Below are 22366 nucleotides of genomic sequence, written 5' to 3'. Positions count from 1 at the left end.
CCGGTGACGGGCCGCCCGCTGGAGGTCAAGGTCGACGAGCGTGGCGTCGAGCGGGCTATCCGCAAGCTCCGCCGCCTGATGGCCAGCGAGGGCGTGCTCCGCGAGATCAAGCGGCGCCGCCACTACGAGAAGCCGAGCGTCAAGATGAAGCGCAAGCTGCGTGAGGCCGAGCGCCGTCGCAAGCGTCGCCAGCGCAAGCGCCCGATGATGCGCGGCGAGGGTTAGCAGTCCTTTCGGACAGGTCCCATGCGACTGCGTCTGGTCGCCGCCCGGCGCGATGACGGTGTCCCGAGGGACATGTCCGAAGAGCCATGCACGGCCCCCGGGCTGTTCGCGCTGCGCTGCGTGTTCGGCGTCGGCGATCCGCTAGGGGGCGCGCTGTTCTGCCCGGTCTACAGCGTGGCGCTGCCGGTCGCGCAGCCCGATGCGCTCGATGACGACGACGTGCACGAGTTTGCGGCAGCCGACCTGCTCGCTGATCTGCAGCGGCGGGCGACGCGGCGCGGCTGGTCGATGCGCGTCGAGGTCGAGGTCGAACAGACGGCCGCCGACGCGGCGAGCTGCGACGTGTATGCGCAGGGCCCGGAGGAGGCGACCGCGCTGCAGCTGCTCGCGCAAGCGGACGCGCCCGGCGGCGGCAGGCGTCTGACCTTCGGGACAGGTCTCGCCCACACGCCCGAAGCGGTGGTGCGCCTGGCCGGTCCTTATGTGGTGCAGCACGCCGCGAGCCCGCCGACGGCGGTCGCACCGGCGCGCGCGTGCAGCTTCGAGCTCGGCTTCACCGAGTACGAGTTCGAGGCCTGAGCCGTGGCGCGCCGCAGACGACCGCCGCGGTGGCTCGGCTTCGTGCTGGTGCTCGCGCTGGTGACGACGTGGTCGCTCGCGGGCGAACCGCTGCGACGCTGGTGGGGCCTGCCCGGGGAGGGCGCCGCGCCGGGCAAGTCGGCGAACCAGCTGCGCGTGGCGACGTGGAACCTGCGCAACTTCCCCGACGAGGGCCAGGACCTCGAGCGCCTGGCCGCCCGTCTGTCGGCGCTCGCGGCCGATGTGATCGCGGTGCAGGAGATCCACGACGCCGATCGCCTGCGGCAAGCGATGCCCGGCTGGGAGCTGGCGCTGTCGAACGCCGGCGGGCGCAACGATCAACGGCTCGGCTTCCTCTACGACCCATCGGTGTTCGAGCTGATCGGCGCGCCGCGAGAGCACGAAGGACTGACGATGGGCGGTCCGGTGCGACCTGGCCTTTCGGGCTACTTGCGCGGGCGCGGCGGCGGGCCCGACTTCCACGTGCTGGTGGTGCACCTCAAGGCGAGCGACGAGGGCTATGCGCTGCGTCGCTCGCAGTGGGAGGTGCTGGCCGGGATCGTCGAGGAGATCGCGCAGGATGACGACGATGTCATCGTCCTCGGCGATTTCAACGCCACCGGACCCACACGGGGCCGGCCTGAAGAGGAACTGCAGGCCCTGGATGCGCGTCTCGGCGCGGCCGGGCTGCAGCGAGTGGTCAATGGCTCAGGCTGCTCCGCGTACTGGGATGGAGGTCGGCGCGATGTCTGGCATGAACCATCTCTGCTCGACCTGGTGTGGGTCCGCGGAGTCCTCGCCGGCGAGGTCGCGAAGGTACAGGCGGAGTCACTCCTTCACTGCGCGCGCCATGCCTGCCGCCCGTTCCGCTCGACGCCGACCCACCCGGAGCGCGACTACGCCGACGTGAGCGACCACTGCCCGGTCATCGTCGATTTCTTGCGCGCCCCCGACGACGACCCCTGATCCATGAAGTTGGGGGCAACTTCGGTTTCGCGCGCGGACATTGCTGGCGCACGACGAAGAGCATGGTAAACCCCGCCGGCCTGGCTTGAAGATTTGCGCGGTCGCGCTGTCCAAGGGGCACCATCGGCTTCCATGTTTGGTCCTGTCTTCGCGAGCGAACCTTGCAAAGCTAACCTCCCTCCCCCGGGCGGTTGGGTCGCAGTTCGTAACGAGCCCAGCGCAGTGCACATGTTGCTGCGCCCGGGCTCGTTCCCTTTTAAAGGGGCTTTGCAGGGTCCTTCGCTCATGGGACCATCTCGACGGTTCGGCGCGCGTGCGTCCGCATACGCGCCGGCACGGCGAGAATTCCGTGGAACCACCGACGAGTTCATCGCAGAGCTTGGTAAGGAGCAGTCAAGATCATGATCACGAATCGAATGGGATCCTTTGGGTTGATCGCCGGCGGCCTCATCGCGGGTTTGTCGCTCACCGCAACGCAGGGCTGCGACGACGTCGGCAACATTGCCGAGCAGTGCGGGCTCACGTGTGACGCCGACGCCTTCGTCAACGGTAAGTTCAACGTCTCCGGCATCGCCGAGATCGACGCGTTCTTCAGCGCGACGCTCGACGTGTCGGGTGCCATCAACGCCACCGCCTCCGACATCCAGGCGGAGCTCACGGCGCTCTACGGGCTCGTCGGCGCCGAGGTCGGCGGCGACTTCAAGGCCGCGCTCCAGGCCAAGCTGTCGGCGTACATCGACGTCGAGGCCGGCCTGAAGATCAAGGCCGAGCCGCCGCGCTGCGAGGCGCAGCTCGACATCGCGGTCAAGGCCGCGGCCGAGTGCGACGTCATGGCGAAGCCGGGCTCGATCGAGGCCAAGTGCGAGGGCAGCTGCGCGATCGACGTCAACGCCCAGGCCGACTGCCACGCGGCTGGCGGCCTGACCTGCGAGGGTCAGGCGCCGAACCTGAACTGCGAAGGCACCTGCAAGGGCGCCTGCGAGTTCACTGCCGCCGCGGCCTGCGACGGCACCTGCAGCGGCCGCTGCGACGGCGAGGACTTCGAGGGTCGCTGCGCCGGCATGTGCGAGGGCACCTGCGATCTCGGCGCGGGCGGTTCCTGCGAGGGCAAGTGCACCGGCTCCTGCGAGTACACCCCGCCGAGCGGCTCCTGCGACGCGTCGGCCGAGGCCCGTTGCTCGGCGTCCGCCGAGGCGAACGTCGAGTGCAAGGGCAGCTGCACCGGCAAGGCGACCCCGCCCGAGGTGTCGGCCGAGTGCGAGGCGACCGTCAACGCCAAGGCGGAGGCGAGCGTCCAGTGCTACCCGCCGTCGCTGAGCGTGGACTACGTGTTCAACGCCGAGGCCGGCGGCAGCGCCGACCTGCGCGCCGAGTTCAAGGGCTTCATCAACAACTTCAAGATCCGCTACGCGGCGCTGCTCGCCGCCGTGGCTCGCGCCGAGGGCCTGATCGAAGTCAGTGCCACGCTCGGCGACGCCGGCGTCACCGCGGTCAACTCGGCCGCCGGGACGCTCAAGGCCTCGGGCGACCTCAAGGCGTCGATCGGCGCCGCTTGTGCCATCGGCCTGCTGCCGGAGGCCGCCAAGCTCATCACCGACTCGGCGGGCCGCCTCAGCACGCAGCTCCAGGCTGCCGGCTCGGTCAGCGCCGCGGTCGCGACGAACTAATCCTGCTGCACGTCAGCACGCGGGGGCTGTCCGGCTATGCCGGGTGGCCCTCGGCCATTTGTGGGCTCGGTGCGCTCCGCGGCGCTCGCCGCTATCGTAAGGGGATGCATCGACTGGTTCTGGTCCTCGGGTCGCTCGCGCTCGCGTGTCAGCTGGACGACGGGTTCGAGACCACGTTCGCCGCCGACTTCGACACGACCTCGTCGATGACGACGACGACGACGTGGGGCACGACGTGGGACACGACGACGACGTGGGGTACGACGGCGCCGACGACCGGCGTGGAGACGAGCTCGAGCACGAGCACCAGCACGACGAGCACGACGAGCACGACCAGTGACACCTCGACGAGCTCGAGCAGCGGGACGACCGGCGGGCAGGACGTGCCACCCGGGAGCACGATCCCGGTCGGTGACGGTGATTACTTCCTGCTGGGCGCCAACTATCCGTGGCTGAACTACGGCGGCGATTTCGGCAGCAACAATTGGGGCACCTACGGGGTGCACACCAAGCAGGCCGAGGTCGGGGCGCACTTCGACGCGCTGCAGAGTCATGGGCTGCGGGTGGCGCGATGGTTCGTGTTCACCGACGGTCGCGCGGGGATCTCGTTCTCGGGCGACGGCAATCCGACCGGTCTCGGAGAACATGTCCTCGAGGACATGCATGAGGCCGTGGCGATCGCACGGGCGCGGGGCATCTACCTCGTGCCGGTGCTGCTCGATTTCCACTGGATGTTCTGGGCCCAGCACAACAACGGGGTGCAGACGGGCGGGCGCAGCGACACGCTCGAAGATCCGGCCAAGCGGGCGGCGCTGGTCGAGGCGGCGATCGTGCCGCTCTTGCAGGAGTTCGCCGACGAGCCGGCGATCCTCGCGTGGGAGATCATGAACGAGCCAGAGTGGTCGATCGCCGACCTGCCCGCCGCCTCGCCCGACGGCGGCGCCGACGCCGTCCCGCTGGCAGACTTCTACGCGTTCGCGGCCACCGTCAGCGAAGCCGTGCACACCCACACTTCAGCCTACGTGACGCTGGGGTCGGCGTCGTTGAAGTGGTATCGCGTGTGGACGCCCGAGTTCGCCAGCTCGCACGGGCTGCCGCCGCTGGGGCTCGACTTCTACCAGACGCACTACTACCCGTGGATGGACGGGCAGCAGTGGAACGGCGATCCGGAGCTCGGGACGGTGCAGTTCTCGCCGACGGTGCAGGCATACGCCGACCTCGGGCTCGACCGGCCGATGGTGGTGGGCGAGTTCATCGTCTCGGACCAGGCGGCCGCGCGGCTCGATGTCCTGCGCGCCAACGGCTACGCGGGCGCGTGGCCGTGGAGCGTGACGAGCGTTTACTCCCTCGACCTCGTGGGCCTGAAGATGTGGGCCGACACCCACGCGGCGCTGGTCGGGTTGCCGCCGCTCTGATCCGGCGTAGGGGGCCCGCGTTCGTGCGGGCGTCGGGATCGCGGGGAACCTCGCCGGGACGAGGTTGTCTGAGGCCGCAGTATGCCACGCCTCGACCGTGCCCGTGCTCGCGCGACCGCGCTCTCGTTGAAATCTGAAGACATGTTTTTTGGGACATGTCGCAATGGACTGGTAGCAAAGAGCGGCGCGGCGGCGGTGCTGGCCTCGCTGACGCTGGCGTGTACGGCCAACCCGGGCAAGGTCGAGGCGACGGCGACGACGATGACGTTGCCCGCCCGGGGCGTGAAACTCACCGATGACGGGGCGACGCGGCGGGCCCCGGTGTCGCTGACGGCGTCGGACGGGACCGGGCTCAAGCTGGTGAGCTTCAAGGCGCGCGGGGTGGTCGAGGAGCCGCTGGCGTTCACCGAGCTGCACCTGGTGTTCGAGAACCCGAACGACCGCCAGATCGAGGGCCGGTTCGAGATCGACATGCCGCCCGGCGCGGCGATCTCTCGCTTTGCGATGAAGATCCACGACCGCTGGCAGGAGGGCGAGGTCGTCGAGCGGCAGGCCGCGCGGGTCGCCTACGAAGACTTCCTTCACAAGCGGCAGGACCCGGCGCTGCTCGAGAACAAGGCCGGCAACGCGTTCAGCGCCCGTGTGTTCCCGATCGGTCCGCGCGAGCGCAAGGAGCTGATCGTCTCGTACTCGCAGGAGCTGCCGAGCTCGGCCGAGCCGTACCGCTTGATGCTGCGCGGCCTGCCCGAGCTCGACGAGCTCGACGCCAGCGTGATCCTGCGCGAGCCCGGCGAGTCGGCGGCGCCGACGAACCTGGGCGGTGCGGCGGTCAAGACCAGCGTCATCGAGATCAAGAAGCAGAAGTACCTGCCGGAGCGCGACCTCGAGGTCCGCTCGGACCGCGCGGCGATGGTGACCGGCCTGCGTCACGACAACCTGGTGGTCGCGCGCGTGGCCCCGGTCGGCGACATGCCGGCGGTGCCGATCGGCGCGCTCACGGTGCTGTTCGACACCAGCGCCTCGCGGGCGCTCGGCTTCGACCGCCAGCTGCGCCGGCTCGCGGATGTCCTGAAGAGCATGCGCGAACAGACAGGCGGTGATTTCCCGCTGCGCGTGGTCTGCTTCGATCAGTCGACCGAGACGGTCTACGACGGGCAGGCCAGCGGGTTCGGGCAGGCGCAGCTCGAGCGGATCGCGTCGCGGCGGGCGCTCGGGGCCTCGGACCTCGCCGGCGCGCTGGCTTCGCTGGCGACCGACGCGGGCGGCTCGCAGCGGCTCCTGGTGTTCTCCGACGGCATCACGACCGCGGGCTCGGCCGAGCACGCGGCCCTGCGCGATGTCAGCAAGGCGCTGGCGGCCGCCGGGTTCGAGCGCGCCGACGCGATCGTCGACGGCGGGATCCAGGACACCGCGTCCCTCAAGGCGCTGACCACCGCCGACCTGCCGAGCGACGGCGTGGTGATGGACGCTCGTCTGCCGCTCGAGACCATCGCCCACAAGCTCGGCAGCGCGACGTTGCCGGCGATGAAAGTCACCGTGCCCGGGGCCGCGTGGGTGTGGCCGGACACGATCGAGGGCGCGCAGCCGGGCGACGAGATGCTGGTCTACGCCGACCTGCCGGCCGAGGCGGCGATGCGGGTGGTGATCGAGGGCAAGGACCGGATCGAGGCCGAGGTGGCGACGACGGCGGTCGAGCGGCCGCTGCTCGAGCGCGCGTGGGTGCGGGCCCAGGTCGAGCGGCTGCAGGCGCAGCGCTCGAGCCTGGCGGAGACCGACACCGCGGCGCGGGCTGGGCTGCAGAAGACGATCGTCGATCTCTCGACCAAATACCGCGTGCTCAGCGACTTCACCGCGCTGCTGGTGCTCGAGTCGGAGTGGGACTATCAGCGCTTCAACATCGACCGCAACGCGCTGGCCGACATCCTCACCGTCGGCGCGACCGGGGTCGAGCTCTACAACCGCAAGTCGGCGCCGGTGCCGGTGCCGGCGCAGAAGCCCGATCCGGGCACGCTGGTGCGGCGCGAGGAGTTCAAGGCCCCGGCCGCCGAGCCGCAGCGCGACGCCATCCCGATGATGGCGCGCAACTTCGACCCGGAGATGGCGCAGCGCAACGCAGGGATCCTCGGGGTCATGTCCCAAGAGGCAGGTCATTTCCTGGCCAGCCCGTACGGCGGGGCGTTCGCGGTCGGCAACGACGACGCCGACGTGTGGGGCGGGCTGACGGGCACCGAGGTCGGCGAGGCGTACGGCGTCGGCGGGCTCGGGCTCGTCGGCACCGGTCGCGGCGGCGGCGGCACGGGCGAGGGCACGATCGGCCTCGGCAACACCGGGCTGATCGGGCGCGGCGGTGGCGGTGGCACCGGCTCGGGTTACGGACGCGGCGCGGGGGCGGGCTTCGGCGGTCGCGGCACGCGGGTGCCGACGGTGCGGCAGGCCAAGGCCGAGGTGCAGGGGGCGCTCGACAAGGACATCATTCGCCGGATCGTCCGCGCCCACATCAACGAGATCCGCTACTGCTACAACCAGGCGCTGGCGCGCGATCCGGGGGCGCAGGGTCGCGTGGCGATCCAGTTCGTCATCGGCGGCACGGGCAAGGTGCCGACCGCGGTGGTGTCCGAGAGCACGATGCGAGATGCACAGGTGGGATCGTGCATGGCCCAGGCGGTGCGGCGCTGGACGTTCCCCAAGCCGGCGGGCGGCGGCTCGGTAAACGTGACGTATCCATTCGTGCTCGAACCCGGGGGCGGCGTGCCGGCCGACTACACGCCGCCGCCGCCGCCGTCGCCCGCGGAGCTGGCGATCCAGCGGGCCGCGCAGCAGGAAGTGGAGGCCCGCCTGCGCCAGCAGGACGCGCAGCGGCAGGCCGATCTCGCCGAGGCCGAGCGCACCGGCGACAGCCCGTACACCGGCAAGTTCTTCGACGTGGCCGAGAAGCTGCGCCAGAAGGACGCGCGCGGGGCCGTCGCGCTCGCGCTCGAGTGGCACGAGCAGGACCCGGGCGACGTGCTGGCGTTGATCGCTCTCGGCGAGGCGGCCGAGTCGGCGGGCGACGCGATCACGGCGGCGCGCGCCTACGGCTCGATCATCGACCTGTTCCCGTCGCGCGCCGACCTGCGGCGCTACGTCGGCGCGCGGCTCGAGCGGCTGGGCCAGTCCGGCTCGGCGCTGGCGGTCGATACCTTCGCCAAGGCGGTCGAGTCGCGGCCCGACCACCCGTCGAGCCACCGGCTCCACGCCTACGCGCTGCTCAAGGCGGGCAAGCACAAGGAGGCGTTCGAGGCGATCAAGGCCGGGGCCACGCGCACGTACCCGTGGGGCCGCTTCGCCGGGGTCGACAAGATCTTGCGCGAGGACCTGGGGCTCATCGCCGTGGCGTGGATCCACGCCGATCCTTCGGTGGAGTTCACCGTGCGGGCCACGCTCGACGGCCTGAACATCGCGCTGCCGAAGGGGCCGTCGACGCGGTTCGTGATCAACTGGGAGACGGACGCCAACGACGTCGACTTCCACGTCCACGACGGGCGCAAGGACCACGCGTTTTACTCACAGAAGCGGCTGCCGAGCGGCGGCGAGCTGTACGCCGACGTGACGACCGGCTACGGGCCGGAGTGCTTCACGATCGAGGGCGAGCCGAAGGCGTTCCCGTACAAGCTCGAGGCCCACTACTTCAGCCGCGGCCCCATGGGCTACGGCATGGGCAAGCTGCAGATCGTGCAGCACGACGGCAAGGGCCAGCTGAAGTTCGAGGAGCGGCCGTTCGTGATCATGAAGGACCGCGCCTACGTCGACCTGGGCACGTTCGACAAGCCGCTGTGACGCTCTTGCGGCAGAAATGAAGATGGCGCCGAGGGCATGTCCTCGGCGCCATGTCTCTTGTGCCATGTCCGATCGGACATGGCGGAGCGGTCAGCTCACTCCTTGCCGGCCGAGAACATCGAGTCGATCAGGGCCTTGTAGCGCTTGGAGACCTCCTTGCGCTTGACCTTGAACGAGGCCGTCAGCATGCCATTGTCGACCGTGAACTCCTCGGGGGCGATCTTGAAGTACTTGATCGACTCGAACGAGGCGAGGCTCTGGTTGACCTCGTCGAGGTAGCCCTGGACTTCCTTCTGCACGGCGCCGCTGTTGATGTCGGCGGGGTTACCGGTGCGCTGCGACCAGGCGGCGAGCTTCTCCTTGTCGACGGTGACGAGGACGACGCAGTACTTGCGACCGTCGCCGATGACGACCGCCTCGCTGAGGATCGGCTTGGTCTTGAGCAGGGCCTCGATCTTCTGCGGGGCGACGTACTTGCCGCCGCTGGTCTTGATGAGGTCCTTCTTGCGGTCGGTGATCCGCAGGTGCATGTCCTCGTCGAACTCGCCGATGTCGCCGGTGTGGAACCAGCCTTCGCTGTCCCACGCCTCGGCGGTGGCGTCGGGCCGGTTGAGGTAGCCGCCGACGACGTTGGGGCCCTTGGCGAGGATCTCGCCGTCCTCGGCGAGGCGCAGGGAAACGCCCTTGATGGCCGGACCGACGGTGCCGATCTTCCAGTTGTTGGGGCGGTTGGTGGTGAGGCCGGGGCAGGTCTCGGTCAGGCCGTAGGCCTCGCACACGTTGAGGCCGAGCGCGATGAAGAACTCGCCGACCTCCTTCGGCAGCGGCGCCGAGCCGGACAGCAGCACGTGCATGCGGTCCATGCCGAGCTTGGCCTTGAGCTTCGAGAACACCAGGCGGTCGGCCAGGCCGTACTTGATGCCGAGCGCGAGCGGCAGCGACTTGTTCTTCTGGCGGTAGGGGATCGTCGCCTTGCCGACGCCGAGCGCCCAGTGGAAGATCTTCTGCCGCAGCGCCGGGCTCGAGGCGACCGTGGTCATGATCTTGCCGTAGACGCGCTCGTACACCCGCGGGGCCGCGGGCAGGAAGCCGGGGCGCGCGAGGCCGAGGTCCTCGGCGACGGTGGCGATCGACGACAGGACGATCTTGCAGCGGAAGAAGGCGCCGCCGAACTCGACGAGGCGGCCGAACGAGTGCGCCAGCGGCAAGAACAGGAAGGCGCCGCCGACCCGCGCCTTGTCGCTGAACATGCCGACCTCCTCGACGTTCTCGAGCATGCTCAGCATGTTCCCGTGGGTCTGGATGACGCCCTTCGGGGGGCCGGTGGTGCCGGAGGTGTACGTGTACGTGGCGACGTCGGAGCGCTGGATCGCCTGCATCCGCTTGTCGCGCTCGCCCTTCGTCTCGGCCAGCGCGGCGCGGCCGCGGGCCTCGACGTCGGCCAGGCTCTCCCAGTCGTCCCCGGGGGCGATGCCGGTCGGGTCGAGGACGATGAAGCGCTTGAGCTTGATCGCGTCGGCCGGGTACTCGATCTCGAAGAAGGTGAAGCCGCGCTGAGCCGCGCGCACCTTGTCGAGCATCTCCTTGTTCTCGACCACCAGCAGCTCGGCCTTGGTGTCGGCGTGGATGTAGCCGATCTCGGGCGGCAGCAGGCTGACGTAGATCGGGACGGTGCGGTAGCCGAGCGACAGCAGGGCCCAGTCGGCGAGGATCCACTCGAGTCGGGTGTTGGCCATGATCGTGACGCAGGTGCCGATCGCGGGCGCGTGGCCGCCCTTCAGCACGCCGGCGGCGATCGCCTCGACGCGATCGGCGGCCTCGCCGAAGGGCACGTCGACGTAGGCGTTGCCCTGGCGGACGCGATAGCCCGGGCTCTGGCCCTCGGAGCGGGCGCGGTCGAAAAACATCTGAGCGAGGTGTGTGTCAGCCATGATCGAGGCGCTCCAACAGGCACCTCTTGTAGCGAAGGCTCGCACGCCTGTCCAGGCGCCTCCCCAGCGGAGTTTCCCGGGCTGCGGCGCGTGGACGCGCGGACGCCTCGCTCGCGCACCCGCCCGCCCGTGCCGCGCAAACGACGTTCATGGGACCGTCATTCCTGTCTGAAAGGACATGTCCCGGGAGGCGGGCGAGCAGCGGGCTTCGGTGTGCTCGAGTCCGCCTCGCAAATTGCGCCGCGAGCCGCCGCTCGCTGCATGCATGACTCGGCGAGCGCCACGCGACGAGGTTCGCCGCGGAGTACAGGTCATCGGGGTCCACGCGCGACTCGGGGCCGCACTCACGAGATCCGCGGACGCGGCGGCCTGCGCCAGCTCGTGGGGGCGCTGCCGCTGCAGCGGAGTCCGGGTACGTGACGCCGACTCAGCGGGCGACGCCGACGACGCGCCAGTCGCCGAAGCGGCGCTCGAGGATCAGGATGAAGGGTTCGCCGCGGACCTTGCTGACCGCGTAGTTGCGGCCGAGGCCCTCCTGCACGCCGGCGGGGACGCTGCCGAAGCGCTTGCGCAGGCCGGAGGCGGTGAAGACCTCGGCCGCTCCCGGCGCGCCGCTGCCGGCCTCGTCGAGCATGGCCTGAAGGACACCTTGCAGCTCCTCGCGGGTGCGAGCGACCACCTGGTCGCCGATGACGAACGGCAGGCTGGCGCGCGCGGCCAGCTTGGCGGCGTCGCGGGCGGCGAACACCTTGAGCCAGGCGTTGGCGGCGTGCTTGGCCTCGGCGTCGGGCTGGTCGCCGCTGCTGCCCTGCTCGGGCGGGGTGCCGTGGTTGTGACCGTCGCCCTCGCCGTGCTCATGGTTGTGGCCGCCGGGGGCCGACGGGCCCTCGGGACCGGACGGCCCGGGCGCGGCCGGGCCCGCTTGACGCGCGAGCCGCCGCGACGCATTCGCCTCCGACTCGGAGCTGGCCGGACGGACAGCCCGGTTCGGATCGGGTCGCTCGCCCTGACCGGAGTTGTCGAGGATGAACGGCTCGGCGCCGAAGGTGCCGCAGGCCCGCTCGTCGCGGTGGAACGCCCAGTGGATGTAGACCTTGCCGTTGCCGCTCAAGATCTCGCGCGGCGGCTGCGGGTAGGGCCCGGCGTTGCGCACGACCTCGCGCGCGGCCCCGTCGAACTGCATGTTGCCGGAGTAACGGACCGTCCGCAGCTTGTCGAGCGAGCCGTCGCTGTTGAGCACGATCTCGACGCGGGTCCACAGGTCGGGCTTGTTGAGCGCGTTGCCGCGGCCCATCGTGTCGAGCTGCTCGAGGAAGCCGAACGCCCACTTGTCGTGGATCGTCCGGTGCATCGTGGCGATGAACTGGGCGAACGGGTGCTTGCGCGAGCGCAGCGCGGTCTGGTTGCCGGGCCGGACCTCGGGGACCATGTTCTCGAGCGGCGACTGATACAGCTCGCGCGCCTCCTCCCAGATGCCCTTCTTCTTCGACTGGCGCTGGGACACGAGGTCCTTCTTCTCGGCGATGTCGCGCCCGAACAGCGCGTTCATCTCGTTGGCCGACAACCTGAACCGAAGGACAGGTGATTTGGTGTCCGACGAGCCGGCCTGCTGCTTGTTGCGCTGCATGACCGCGGCGGCGGACTTCTTGTCGGGCGCGAGCTCGCCGGAGTTGGCGGCGTCGGCGACGGCCTCGTGCTTGAGCATCTCGGGCGAGTGCTCGCGCGGGGCCAGGTCGCGCATCGCCAGGTTGCTCTTGGCCCGCGGGTCGTTCTGCTCCGGGATCTTGGTCTCCGGGCTCTGCTGGACCTTGGGGGCCTCCTGCGCGAGCTGGCTCTTCTGCTCGCGCGTCTCGGCGATCTTCTCTTCGTTGGCCATGCCCTTGGTGGGCTCTTCGCTCGGCTCCTGCTGCGAGGCCTTGGCCTGCTCGGCGTCCCGCTGCAGGTTGGTCATCTCGGCCCGGGTCTCTTCGGTGACGTCGCGGTTGACGTTGGAGAGGTAGTGGGCGTCGTCGGGGGACTCCTTCTCGTCCTTCTCCTCGAGCTGCTCGACCATCTTGAGCTGCAGCAGCTCGAAGTCGATCTTCTCCTTCGGCTGCTCCTCCTCGGGCTTCGGCTGCTCCTCTTCCTTCTTCTTCTCCTCGGGCTTCGGCTCCTCGACCGGCAGCGGCTCGGGCGGCTTCTCCTCTTCCTTCTTTTTCTTCTCGCGCTCTTTCTTGCGCGGCTCCGGCAGGTCGGGGTCGTCGAGCTCGGCCAGCGGATCGACCGGGTCCTTGTCGTCGACCAATGCGACGATCACCTCGGTCTCGCACTTGCCGTCGACGATGGTGTGCAGGAGGCCGTCGTAGAGTCGGCCCTCGTCGCCCGACAGCGCCTTCTCCAGCAGGTCGACGCCGCGCTCGTAGCCGTTGACGCACGCGGGCTTGCGCGCGACCGGGTGCGAGGCGACGCGGTCGTCGGCGCGGATCAGCACCAGCAGGCTCGTGCTCACCGCGGCCACGTTGAGGCCCGCAGAGAACAGGAAGCAGCCGAGGAGCGCGAGAGGTCCGACGCCCCGACGACGCCGACTGCGGTCCCCAGGCGCGAGAGCGCCAGGTGTGGGCGGCCGCGACACGGGCAACACTGTAGCGGAAATATTTCGTAAGGGCTCGCCGCCGCGGCTGCTTGGCCTCACGGCGGCGGCAGCGGCGAAACTGCCGGCGCGCTAGTGGAGGCTGCGGTAGACGCCGATGACCTTGCCAACCAACTCGAAGGCGCGATGATCGCCGCGGTGGACGAAGATCGGTTGCATCGCCGCGTTGCCGGGCTGCAGACGGATCCGGTCGCCTTCGAGGTAGTAACGCTTGCACGTCACCTCGCCCTCGATCATCGCCACGACGATCTCGCCCCGCTCGGCGTTGGCCTGGCGACGGACGAACACGTAATCGCCGTCGAAGATTCCGTCCTCGATCATGCTCTCGCCGTGGACGACGAGGCCGAACACCTCGCGCGGCTGATTGCCGTGGAGGAAGAACTGGTCGACGCTGATCCGGTTGGTGACGTTCTCGTCAGCCAGGATCGGCTGACCGGCGGCGACGCGCCCGAGGATCGGGATCTCGGTGGCGCGGGCCCGCGCGGCGCTCTCCGGCGCATCCACCGGGCGCAGCGCGCGGCTCTTGAGCTCCTCGCGGAGCAGGTACCCCTTGCGCTCGAGCGCCTTGAGGTGGTCGTTGACCCCGTTGGTCGAGCGAATCCCCATGTGCTCGCCGATTTCGCGCAGCGTGGGCGGGTACCCGTTCGCCTCCAGGCAGGAGGAGATGAAGTCGAGCGCTTGCTGCTGGCGGTGGGTGAGCTGGGGTTTCACGGGGAGAGCCTCCTGCGGCGACTGCGGAGATCACGCCTTCGACACTGAACGGGTGTATACAAACAATTTGCTCAGGTCAAGCTATGCGGAACTGCGAAGGGGCGCCCGCAGGGCCGCCCGACAGGGCCGCTGGAGCCTGAAATTTGCCCGCCGGCCCGGCCCCCGCGACCCTGCCGACATGGGTCCGGATCTCGAGAGGCGGCAGGGGCGAAGGGACCGCCGCGACAGTTCGCGGCCGGCGATCGCGCCCGGCGTGGAGCGGCGAACCGCCGAGGGCTGTCGCCGGAGCCTGCCGGAGCCGCGGTGGCGCCAGTGGCCGTCGATGCTGGCCGCGGCAGCGCTCGGTGTGGTCGCGGCCGTGGCGCTGCAAGGGCTGCAGGCCGACGCGTCGGAGGTCGAGCCGGCGCGCGCGAACGAGGTGTCCGCCGAACTGCCGCCGATCGTCGTCACCAAGGCGCCACCGATCTCGCTGAGCGAGGCGCAGGCGTTGCGCGATGAGGCCGCGGCGCTGACCCCCGCGGGCGTGGCCTTCGACGAGTCGGCCCACGCGACATGGTTGCCGCGGATCGGGCACCTGGAGGCAGCCGTGGCCGATCCGGGGCTTTCGCCGGAGGTCCGCGAGGAGCTGATGGCGACGCTCGCGGCGCTCTCGGACGTCGGCCTCGGCGGAAGGCGGCCTTAGACCTCCGATCCTCCCGGGAGGTTTCGAGCTTTTGCTGCTTTCTGTGATAGCGTGCCCGACTGGAGGCCCGCTCATGAGATCGCTTCAACTCTGGTTCGTATCCGCCGCCGTGGTCGCTTTGGGCGCGTGTGGCGACAAGTCCGGGATGATGACCGCGACGAGCGCGTCTGGCCCGACCAGCAATCCCGACGACCAGGACGACGGCGAGGATCCGGAGACGACGGAGCCCGGAGCGACCTCGACCACGGACGGGACCGACAGCGGCACCAGCGCCAGCGGTGGGCCGACGAATCCGACCAGCACCTCCGAGGCCGGGACCGGCACCAGCGCGGGCTTCATCGTCCCGCCCGACGGCGGGATCAGCGGCCAGTGCGACCCGCGGGCGCAGGACTGTCCCGAAGGACAGAAGTGCACGGCGGTCGCGCCGGCCGAGGGCGAGCCGTGGGGCGTCAACACCTGCGTCGAGATCGGCGGCGAGGGCGTGGTCGGCGACCCGTGCGACGTCGTGGACGGCAAGTACACCGGCGTCGACAATTGCGCGCTCGGCAACATCTGCCTGCTGACCGACGAGGAGGGCAAGGGCGGGGTGTGCGTCGAGTTCTGCGACGCCAACGACAATTGCCCCGACACGCCGACGGCCAACTGCGTGGTCTACAACGACGGCTCGCTGCCGATCTGCCTCGGCTCGTGCGACCCGCTCGTGCAGGACTGTCCCGAAGGACAGGGCTGTTACAACTCGGCCGGCGACCTGTTCGTGTGCTTCAAGGAGTCGGCGATGGCCGGCGAGGGCGGGCCGGGCGACGAGTGCCAGTACATCAATCAATGTCAGAAGGGCGGCTTCTGCGCGGCCACGGCCGCGGTCGCCAATTGCCCGCCGATGTCGACCGGCTGCTGCACTCCGTTCTGCCCGGTCAGCGGCGGCAACGGGCCGTGCCAGACGGGCGAGGAGTGCACGCCGTTCTTCGAGATGGGCATGGCACCGCCCAACTATGAGGATGTCGGGGTCTGCGTGATCCCCGCCTGAGGCCCGCGCTCCGGGCGAGGCGCCTGGAGCGCCTGGAGTGATGATGCAGGGACCCGCGTCAGGTCGACCGGGTCCTAGCTGCTACGCTGCCGGCCATGCGACTCCTCGTCAATGCCATCATCACCGGCTTTGGGCTCAAGCTCGGGGCCGACATCTACAAGGCGGTCAAGAAGAAGCTCGGGCTGCCCGACGACGACGGCGACAACAAGGTCGTGCCGGTCGACCCGTCGACGCAGAGCTGAGGCTCACTCCTTGGGGGCCCGGGAGCTCGGCGGCGCCGGTGGTGGTGTCGTCGCGGCGCCGGCCCCTGGGGAGGGCGGCGAGGGCTGCGACGGCTGAGGCGGCTGCGACGCCTGCGGGGCCGACGGCTCCTTGGCCCGCTGGGTCGCCTTTTCGGCCTTGATCGCCGACTTCAGCTGGCCCTCGGGATCGATCGAGAACCGGATCTCGGCCTTCACGTCGATCACCAGGCCGGCGATGACTCGCTGCAACAACTCGACGGTGTCCATGCCGTCGAGGAACTGGCGGACCTCGGCGCTGACCATCCGTACGACCTCGTTTTTGGTCGCCTGGGTCACCCCGGTCACGAGGTCTTTGCCCTTGCCGATCGCGCCGTCGGGGTCGAGCAGGCCGGCGAGGCCTTCGCCGAGCTTGCGCCGGAAGTTGCTCGAGGTGAACCCGAGGCGGTCGTCGCGGGGGGGCACATCGTCGTCCTCGGGGTCGCGCATGGCGTCACAGTAGCGCTCCCGCGCGCGCCTGGCCATCCGTGCCGAGTGCGCCTGCGTGTGCCGAAACGGCCTTCGCGGGCCGCGCCAGCGTTCTTGCGCGTTTTGCGCGGCTGTGGGACTTTCCAACGGCCACAGGAATGTGTTATCTGCCATCCGGCGTTCTGGCCCCAGAAGACGGGGGCCTGGCGCCTTCAGGCTCCAGGATCGCGCCCGCGACCCGGATTACAGGCCTGAAATCCCGCTGCTCCTGCTTGATTTACGGCTCCCTCGCCCCGATCTCCTTGAACTGAACCTTGGTCTGAGTCCTCGCCGAGATTGTCCTACATCTCCCACTTTTTCCGACCTCGCCCGATTCCGTGATAAGTCCTGAGCACACGATTGCAAGGACTGGAGCAACAAGGTTCATGACCGCTTACCTCGGAAACATCTGTGCCGCCCTCGTCACGATCGGTCTGCTCGTCGGTACCCTCCGCTTCTCACGGCACGTAAGCGGCTAGCCGGGCTGCCGCGCGAATGGCCAGGCCTCCGCAGCGCTCCGATCCGTTCGGCGCCTTTTTGGCCTCGCAAGCGCTGTGGCGCGAGGCCGCGCAGGGCGGCGAGCACGCCGAGCTGTCGCTGCAGGACATCAACGAGATCCAGCTGCTGCTGCGCGGGCAGTCGGTCATCGACTGGCACCGCCTGGCGGTGACCTCCGACGAGGACGTGGTCCGCCTGCTCGCGCTCAACGGGCTCGAGCTCAGCGACCCCCGCGACGAGGCCCGCCTGGCCGATCTGCGCCAACAGGCCGTCCGCTACATCAGCGACGTGCTCAAGCTGCGCCTCGACGACACGATCGCCGACAAGGTGCCGTGGGTGCAGCTGCCGCGGATCGCCTCCGGCAAGGCCGGCGCCCACCAGCGCCAGGCCTGCACCGTGCTCAAGGTGATGCACATCCTGTATCACCTCGAGGCGCGGGAGATGCGGGCGTCGCTGGCGATCTCCGACTCGGAGATCTTCTCGCTGGTCGAGGAGAGCGTGACCCGCATGTTCGACGAGCTGCGCACCGCCGGGGTGCCGGTGGTCGAGTTCTCGTGGTCGCGCAAGTCGAAGGAGTCGCAGCTGACCAAGCTGCTGCTGAAGCGCGAGACCAATGCGGCGCGCGTGTTCGACCGCCTGCGCTTCCGCCTGATCGTCCGCGACCCCGACGACCTGGTGCCGACGCTGCGGATCATGCTGCACCGCTGTATCCCGTTCAACTACGTGGTGCCCGACCAGACGGTCAACACGCTGATCGACCTCCACAGCCTCAAGGTCCTCGGCGACACGACGTTCGACACCGACGCGGCCAACCACCCGCAGCCGGGCAACGAGTTCTCGGGCAAGGGCTTCCACGTGCTCAACTTCGTCGCCGACCTGCCGGTCCGCGTCGACGCGCTGCTGCCCCACGACCACGACGAACGCCGCGGCCGGGTGGTGTTCGTGCTCGCGGAGTTCCAGGTGATGGACAAGCGCACCGCCGAGGCCAACGAGCAGGGCGAGAGCTCGCACGCCGAGTACAAGCGGCGGCAACACCAGCACGTCCGCATGCGCCTGCTCCGCGAGCCCCGCGACGGCTGAGGGCGCGATCTCGCCGTCTTGTGGGCGCCCGCGGCGGCGTCTACCGTCGATGCCGAGATGCAGGAGCGCCGTCGTCGTCGCCGTCGTCGCCGGGTGTGGCCGTGGGCGCTGCTGGTGGCGATCGCGCTGCTGCTGTTGTGGTACCGCCGCGAGGCGCCGCTGGTGCTCGGGACTTTTAATATCCGGACGTTCCCGGACAAGAAGACCGATCCGGAGGAGGTCGCGGCGGCGATCGCCGAGCTGAACGCGGACGCGTTCGCGGTGCAGGAGATCCGCGAGCCCGCGCGGCTGTTTGCGGTGCTGGACCGGGCGAACGCGCTGACGGGGCGGCGCTACGGGGCGGCGTTGACGGCGTCGTGCCGCGGCAACAGCAAGGGGCGGCTGCACGTCGGGGTGGTGTACGACGCGGCGCGGCTCGAGCTGAAGGAGCACCGGCCGCTCAGCGAGGGCGAAAAATGTCCTCTGGGACAGGCGCCGGCGTCGCTGACCTCGCTGCGCACGGCCAGGGGGCGGACGCTGGCGCTGGTGTCGGTGCACTTCGATTCGGGCGGCAAGCCGGAGCGGTGGGCCCGGCGCAAGCAGCAGTGGCAGTGGCTGTCGTCGATCCTGCCGCGGCTGCGCGAGGAGTTCGGCGGCGAGGTCGTGGTCGCGGGCGACTTCAACACGACGGGCTACCTCGAGGCGGAGGACGAGGAGCGGCGCTTCATCGACGGCATGGTCGAGCGCGAGGGGCTGCAGCTGCCGACCGGAGTGCTCGGCTGCACGGAGTACTGGCGGCCGAAGTCGAAGGTGCGGCGCTGGGAGGCGAGCCTGCTCGATCATTTCCTCGGCGGGAAGGACCTGTCCTTCGGGACACCCGAGGTCCTGGGCATGTGCGCGGCGCTGGGGTGCGCGGTCCAGACGGCGGAGCCGGCGAAGCTGCCCACGGTGTCCGACCACTGCCCGGTGCGCATCACGCTGCGGTGAGGCTGGGGACGCGCCGACCAGGGATCCGCGAGACGCTCCCCGTCAGGGCCTGCCCCGCGCAGGTCTGCTCCACGCGCGGCATCGAGACGTGCGGAACTGGAACCCGCCCGTGACCCGCGCGAGCATCACTCCGCGCGAACTCGTCACCTCCAGCAGGTGTCTCGTCTCGCCCCGTCGAGTCGCGCGCTTCAGATAACCTGGCCCGAAGGACAGGAGAACCGGTCGCGCCGCGGCTCACCACTTCACGGCGTCGCAGGTCGCGTCGAGGCTGGGGGCGTCGGCCTGCGGGAGACTGACCTCGAGCTTCTGGTCGCCGCTGCGGATGGTGTAGTTGCCGGGCTCGAGGCCGCCGACGACGCAGGCGATGGAAAGGGTCAGGCAGGTGTCGCAGGGGCCGCTGCGCTGGGTGTAGACGCCGCCGGCGTGGAGGTTGATCGTGCTGCCCTGGCGGTCGACCTCGCAGTTGGCGTTGAAGTCCTTGGGGCAGGCCATGCAGTCGTCGAGCACGACCACGATCTCGAGCTCGTCGCCGGCGGCGAACGAGGCGAGCGCGGGGGCGTCGACGCAGATCTCGCCTTCGCTGTAGTTGTGCTGCTCGGTGCAGGCCGGGGCGAACACCAGGAGGAGGGGGACGAGCCAGGTGAATCGCATGGGATCAGTATGGCAGATCGGTGGCGGATGGCCGGGCGCGCCGGCGCTCACAGCGAGCCGGCCCGGGTGACGCAGTTCCGGCCGTTGTGCTTGCAGTGGTAGAGCGCCTGGTCGGCGCGCTCGATGAGCTCGGCGGTGGCGTGGCCGTCGATCGGGTACTGAGCGACGCCCATGGAGACCGTGACGGCGAACGGGCCCTGGTCGCTGGTCATGGTCTGGGCGGCGACCTCCTCGCGCAGCTTGTTGGCGAAGATGGCAGCGCCCTCGGCGTCGGTGTCGGGCAGGACCAGCACGAACTCCTCGCCGCCGTAGCGGGCGACGATGTCGACCTTGCGCGCGCGGCCGGCGAACACCGCGGCGACGCGCTTCAGCACGGCGTCGCCGATCGGGTGGCCGTAGGTGTCGTTGACCCGCTTGAAGTGGTCGATGTCGGTGAGGATCAGGGAGAAGTTGCGACCTGTCCGTTCGGCCAGGGCGTGGATCTGGGCCAGGCGCTCCTGGAAGGCGCGGTGGTTGGTGAGGCCGGTGAGGCCGTCGGTGGTGGCGCGCTCCTCCATGGCCCGGTACATGCGCGCGTTCTGCAGGCCGACGCTGAGCTGGTGCGAGAGGACGCGGAGGATCTCGCGGGTGGCCCGCGGGAACTGCCGCTCGCGCACGGCGGCGAGGGTGAGGGTGCCGAGGACCTTGTCGCCGTGGAGCAGCGGCAGGACCAGCACGCTCTGGGCCGGGCGCAGGCGGGTGTGGACGTCGAACACGACGGTGTCGGGCTCGACGCGCTCGTCGGCGGCCGGCATGAAGTGGCGGTTCTTGGTCGCCATGGCGACCAGGCCGGAGCCGTGCTCGAACACGCGGTCGCGCAGCGACTCGGCGATGCTGCGCCAGCTGCCGCCGTGGGTCGGGTCGCGGTCGCCGGGGACGTCGACGGCGAGCACGCGGTGGGCCTCGGCGTGCTCGTCGTAGGTCGAGATCGCGGCGAGGTCGTAGGGGGCGATGGCGCGGATCGCCTCGAAGCTCTTGCCGTACAGCGCCTCGAGCCCGAGCGCGCCGCTCAGCAGCTCGCTGGCGCGGTACAGCTGCTCGTGCTCGTAGCGGCTGCGCATGGCGGTGATGAAGGCCCGCTCGTGGTCGACGGTGCGCAGCACGTGCTGCGCCGCGGAGGTCAGCTTGTCCTGATCGGCGCTGGTGAACGGCTTGCCGTCGATGCGGTCGGCGCACAGGATCCCGAGCAGCCGCTCGCCGCGGACCAGCGGCACGGCGCACAGGTCGGTGACTGCGACCGGGGCGCCGTAGTACGGCGGCAGGTGCTTCTCCGACATGTTCTTGAGGACGAGCGTCTTCGGGTTGCGCAGCAGCCCCGCGAGCACGCCCGGGTTGGCCAGCTCGGGCGCGGCGACCAGCGCCTTGGAGGCCGAGGCGGCCCGCTTGAGCACGAGCTCCTCCTCGGACATCCACACCAGCGCGCAGGTGTGCAGCTCGAGGTCGCCGCGGATGAGCTCGAGGCTGAACGCGACCTGCTCGTGGATCGCGTGCACGGCCGACTGGGTCAGCTGCGCCTCCTCGGCGTCCCGGCTCTTGCGCGGGGTCGCGGCGGCGACCAGGCGGAAATCGCGGGCCTCCTGGCGGATGTTCGACAGCTCGTCGGCGAGCCGCTGGGCGTGCTCACCCCGCAGGCGCCGGACCAGCGCGCCGAGGATCAGCAGGTTGCCGGCGGCGAAGAAGGCGATGTAGCTGAGGTGGAAGGCGATCCTGGCCCCTTGAGCATGTCCCGAAGACCAGCCGACGAGGATCTCGAGCAGGGCGATCGAGGCCAGCCACACGCCGGCGATCCAGCGCGCGCGGTGGAGCAGCAGCAGGAACGAGGCGAGGGCGTAGACCAGCGGGTGGGCCGGGCTGGCGAGGCCGCCGGTGACGGCGATCAGGAGGTAGGTGCCGGTGATGATCAGCAGGCCGAGCTCGAGCTCGTGGGTCTGCGAGTAGGTGGCGGCGTTGGGCCGCAGCTCGCGGACCAGCGCGCGCACGAGGGTGGCGGCGAACACCGTCAGCGAGGCGGCCAGGGCCGGGCTGCCCTCGTCGAAGGCGGTCGGCGTGGCGACGCCCACGGCCAGCACCAGCCAGGTGGCGAGCAGGACGAGGAGGCTCCAGCGCTCGCGGGCGCGGAGGCGGAGGCCGTGGAGGGTGCGGGCGAGCGTGGTCATGGCTTGGTCTTGTCGTCGCGGCGGATCTCGAACACCACTTCACCGGGCCGGATCAGGTTGAGGTCCTCGCGGGCGATCCGCGCGACCTCTTCCGGGTCGCGCTTGAGCGCGGCGATCTCGGCGCGCAGGGCCTCGATGTCGCCCTGCAGCCGCTCGTTGCCGCGGCGCAGCGAGGCGTGCTCCTTCTCCACGCGCGCGAGGTCCTCGGCGCTGCCGCCGGTGGCGACGTGCTGCGGCAGGTAGGCGATCGCGAACGCGAGCAGCGCGGCGAGCAAGATCCGGTTGACCCATTGCATGGGAGCGGGCCGACCTTGGCCGGGGTGATCGATCGGGGCAAAAAATCGGCGAGAGCGCCCGCGCGAGCGCGCGATGCTGCGCACCCGTGCAGTGACGGACAGCCGTCACAGGGCAGGTCGAGCGGACGCGACGATGGCGCGGGCCGTCCGCGGGCGCGGCCGACATGCGGGCTGCGCCGAAGGCGAGATGGCCGCGAGGACAGGTCCGTCGGGCTCAGGCTATCCCGAGGGACATGTCTGTTAGGCTCAGGCTGTCCCGAGGGACATGTCTGTCGGGTCAAACATCCCG

18 protein-coding genes are annotated in these 22366 nt (G+C 70.0%); 11 read left to right on the top strand and 7 right to left on the bottom strand.

Features of this window, described 5'->3' with window-relative positions; genetic code table 11:
• Nucleotides 1–18 precede the first annotated feature (18 nt).
• From rpsU to POL25_RS12420, 6 genes are all read left to right on the top strand, one after another.
• Entirely contained in the window at nt 19–225 is a 207-nt protein-coding gene (gene rpsU, locus POL25_RS12445; protein ID WP_346660392.1) for a 30S ribosomal protein S21, read from the top strand.
• 72 nt (nt 226–297) lie between these two features.
• Nucleotides 298–804, top strand: coding sequence for a hypothetical protein (locus tag POL25_RS12440; protein WP_272086191.1), 507 nt, complete (start codon nt 298–300; stop codon nt 802–804).
• Nucleotides 805–807: 3 nt separating this feature from the next.
• The gene (locus POL25_RS12435) at nt 808–1770 is read left to right on the top strand and encodes an endonuclease/exonuclease/phosphatase family protein (RefSeq protein ID WP_272086190.1); all 963 of its coding nucleotides are present in this window, start codon (nt 808–810) and stop codon (nt 1768–1770) included.
• Nucleotides 1771–2171: 401 nt separating this feature from the next.
• A complete protein-coding gene (locus tag POL25_RS12430; protein WP_272086189.1) occupies nt 2172–3437 on the top strand; it encodes a hypothetical protein in 1266 nt (421 codons plus the stop codon).
• A 104-nt stretch (nt 3438–3541) separates the two neighbouring features.
• Nucleotides 3542–4852 (top strand): cellulase family glycosylhydrolase, encoded by a 1311-nt coding sequence (locus tag POL25_RS12425; RefSeq protein ID WP_272086188.1) that lies wholly within the window; start codon nt 3542–3544, stop codon nt 4850–4852.
• Nucleotides 4853–4993: 141 nt separating this feature from the next.
• Entirely contained in the window at nt 4994–8668 is a 3675-nt protein-coding gene (locus POL25_RS12420; protein WP_272086187.1) for an AgmX/PglI C-terminal domain-containing protein, read from the top strand.
• Between the two features lie 95 nt (nt 8669–8763).
• On the opposite strand, the gene POL25_RS12415 is transcribed toward POL25_RS12420, so the two are convergent.
• The 3 genes from POL25_RS12415 to lexA form a co-directional block, all read right to left on the bottom strand.
• Entirely contained in the window at nt 8764–10599 is a 1836-nt protein-coding gene (locus POL25_RS12415; RefSeq protein ID WP_272086186.1) for an AMP-dependent synthetase/ligase, read from the bottom strand.
• A 427-nt stretch (nt 10600–11026) separates the two neighbouring features.
• Nucleotides 11027–13087 carry a TonB family protein gene (locus POL25_RS44255; protein WP_272086185.1) on the bottom strand — a complete coding sequence of 687 codons (2061 nt, stop codon included), beginning with the start codon at nt 13085–13087 and terminating at the stop codon, nt 11027–11029.
• A gap of 213 nt (nt 13088–13300) precedes the next feature.
• On the bottom strand, nt 13301–13939 hold the full coding sequence (gene lexA / locus POL25_RS12405) for a transcriptional repressor LexA (protein WP_272086184.1): 639 nt from the start codon (nt 13937–13939) through the stop codon (nt 13301–13303).
• 67 nt (nt 13940–14006) lie between these two features.
• Here lexA and POL25_RS12400 point away from each other — a divergent pair, with 67 nt between their 5' ends.
• The 3 genes from POL25_RS12400 (at nt 14007) to POL25_RS12390 (ending at nt 15887) form a co-directional block, all read left to right on the top strand.
• Complete coding sequence (locus tag POL25_RS12400) at nt 14007–14621, top strand: hypothetical protein (RefSeq protein WP_272086183.1); 615 nt, start codon at nt 14007–14009, stop codon at nt 14619–14621.
• A gap of 73 nt (nt 14622–14694) precedes the next feature.
• Complete coding sequence (locus POL25_RS12395) at nt 14695–15645, top strand: ribulose phosphate epimerase (protein ID WP_272086182.1); 951 nt, start codon at nt 14695–14697, stop codon at nt 15643–15645.
• A 95-nt stretch (nt 15646–15740) separates the two neighbouring features.
• Entirely contained in the window at nt 15741–15887 is a 147-nt protein-coding gene (locus POL25_RS12390) for a hypothetical protein (protein WP_272086181.1), read from the top strand.
• A 3-nt stretch (nt 15888–15890) separates the two neighbouring features.
• On the opposite strand, the gene POL25_RS12385 is transcribed toward POL25_RS12390, so the two are convergent.
• Nucleotides 15891–16373, bottom strand: a complete 483-nt coding sequence (locus tag POL25_RS12385; protein ID WP_272086180.1) for a hypothetical protein — start codon at nt 16371–16373, stop codon at nt 15891–15893.
• Nucleotides 16374–16886: 513 nt separating this feature from the next.
• On the opposite strand from POL25_RS12385, the gene POL25_RS12380 reads away from it, so the two are divergent.
• Both POL25_RS12380 and POL25_RS12375 read left to right on the top strand, forming a co-directional pair.
• The gene (locus POL25_RS12380) at nt 16887–17969 is read left to right on the top strand and encodes a TIGR04552 family protein (protein ID WP_272086179.1); all 1083 of its coding nucleotides are present in this window, start codon (nt 16887–16889) and stop codon (nt 17967–17969) included.
• Nucleotides 17970–18026: 57 nt separating this feature from the next.
• A complete protein-coding gene (locus tag POL25_RS12375; protein ID WP_272086178.1) occupies nt 18027–18935 on the top strand; it encodes an endonuclease/exonuclease/phosphatase family protein in 909 nt (302 codons plus the stop codon).
• A gap of 234 nt (nt 18936–19169) precedes the next feature.
• Here the strand turns inward: POL25_RS12375 and POL25_RS12370 are convergent, their stop codons facing one another.
• Genes POL25_RS12370 through POL25_RS12360 form a run of 3 tightly spaced genes read right to left on the bottom strand, consistent with a single transcriptional unit; the run spans nt 19170 to nt 22077 of the window.
• Entirely contained in the window at nt 19170–19586 is a 417-nt protein-coding gene (locus POL25_RS12370; RefSeq protein WP_272086177.1) for a hypothetical protein, read from the bottom strand.
• A 47-nt stretch (nt 19587–19633) separates the two neighbouring features.
• Nucleotides 19634–21781 carry a sensor domain-containing diguanylate cyclase gene (locus POL25_RS12365; RefSeq protein ID WP_272086176.1) on the bottom strand — a complete coding sequence of 716 codons (2148 nt, stop codon included), beginning with the start codon at nt 21779–21781 and terminating at the stop codon, nt 19634–19636.
• Entirely contained in the window at nt 21778–22077 is a 300-nt protein-coding gene (locus tag POL25_RS12360) for an FtsB family cell division protein (RefSeq protein ID WP_272086175.1), read from the bottom strand. Before POL25_RS12360 ends, POL25_RS12365 begins: the two co-directional genes overlap by 4 nt.
• Nucleotides 22078–22366 lie beyond the last annotated feature (289 nt).

This window comes from Nannocystis bainbridge, from assembly GCF_028368995.1.
Lineage (GTDB): Bacteria > Myxococcota_A > Polyangia > Nannocystales > Nannocystaceae > Nannocystis > Nannocystis bainbridge.
The sequence above is the reverse complement of the archived record's forward strand: the minus strand, read 5'-3'. Positions and strand labels throughout refer to the sequence as shown.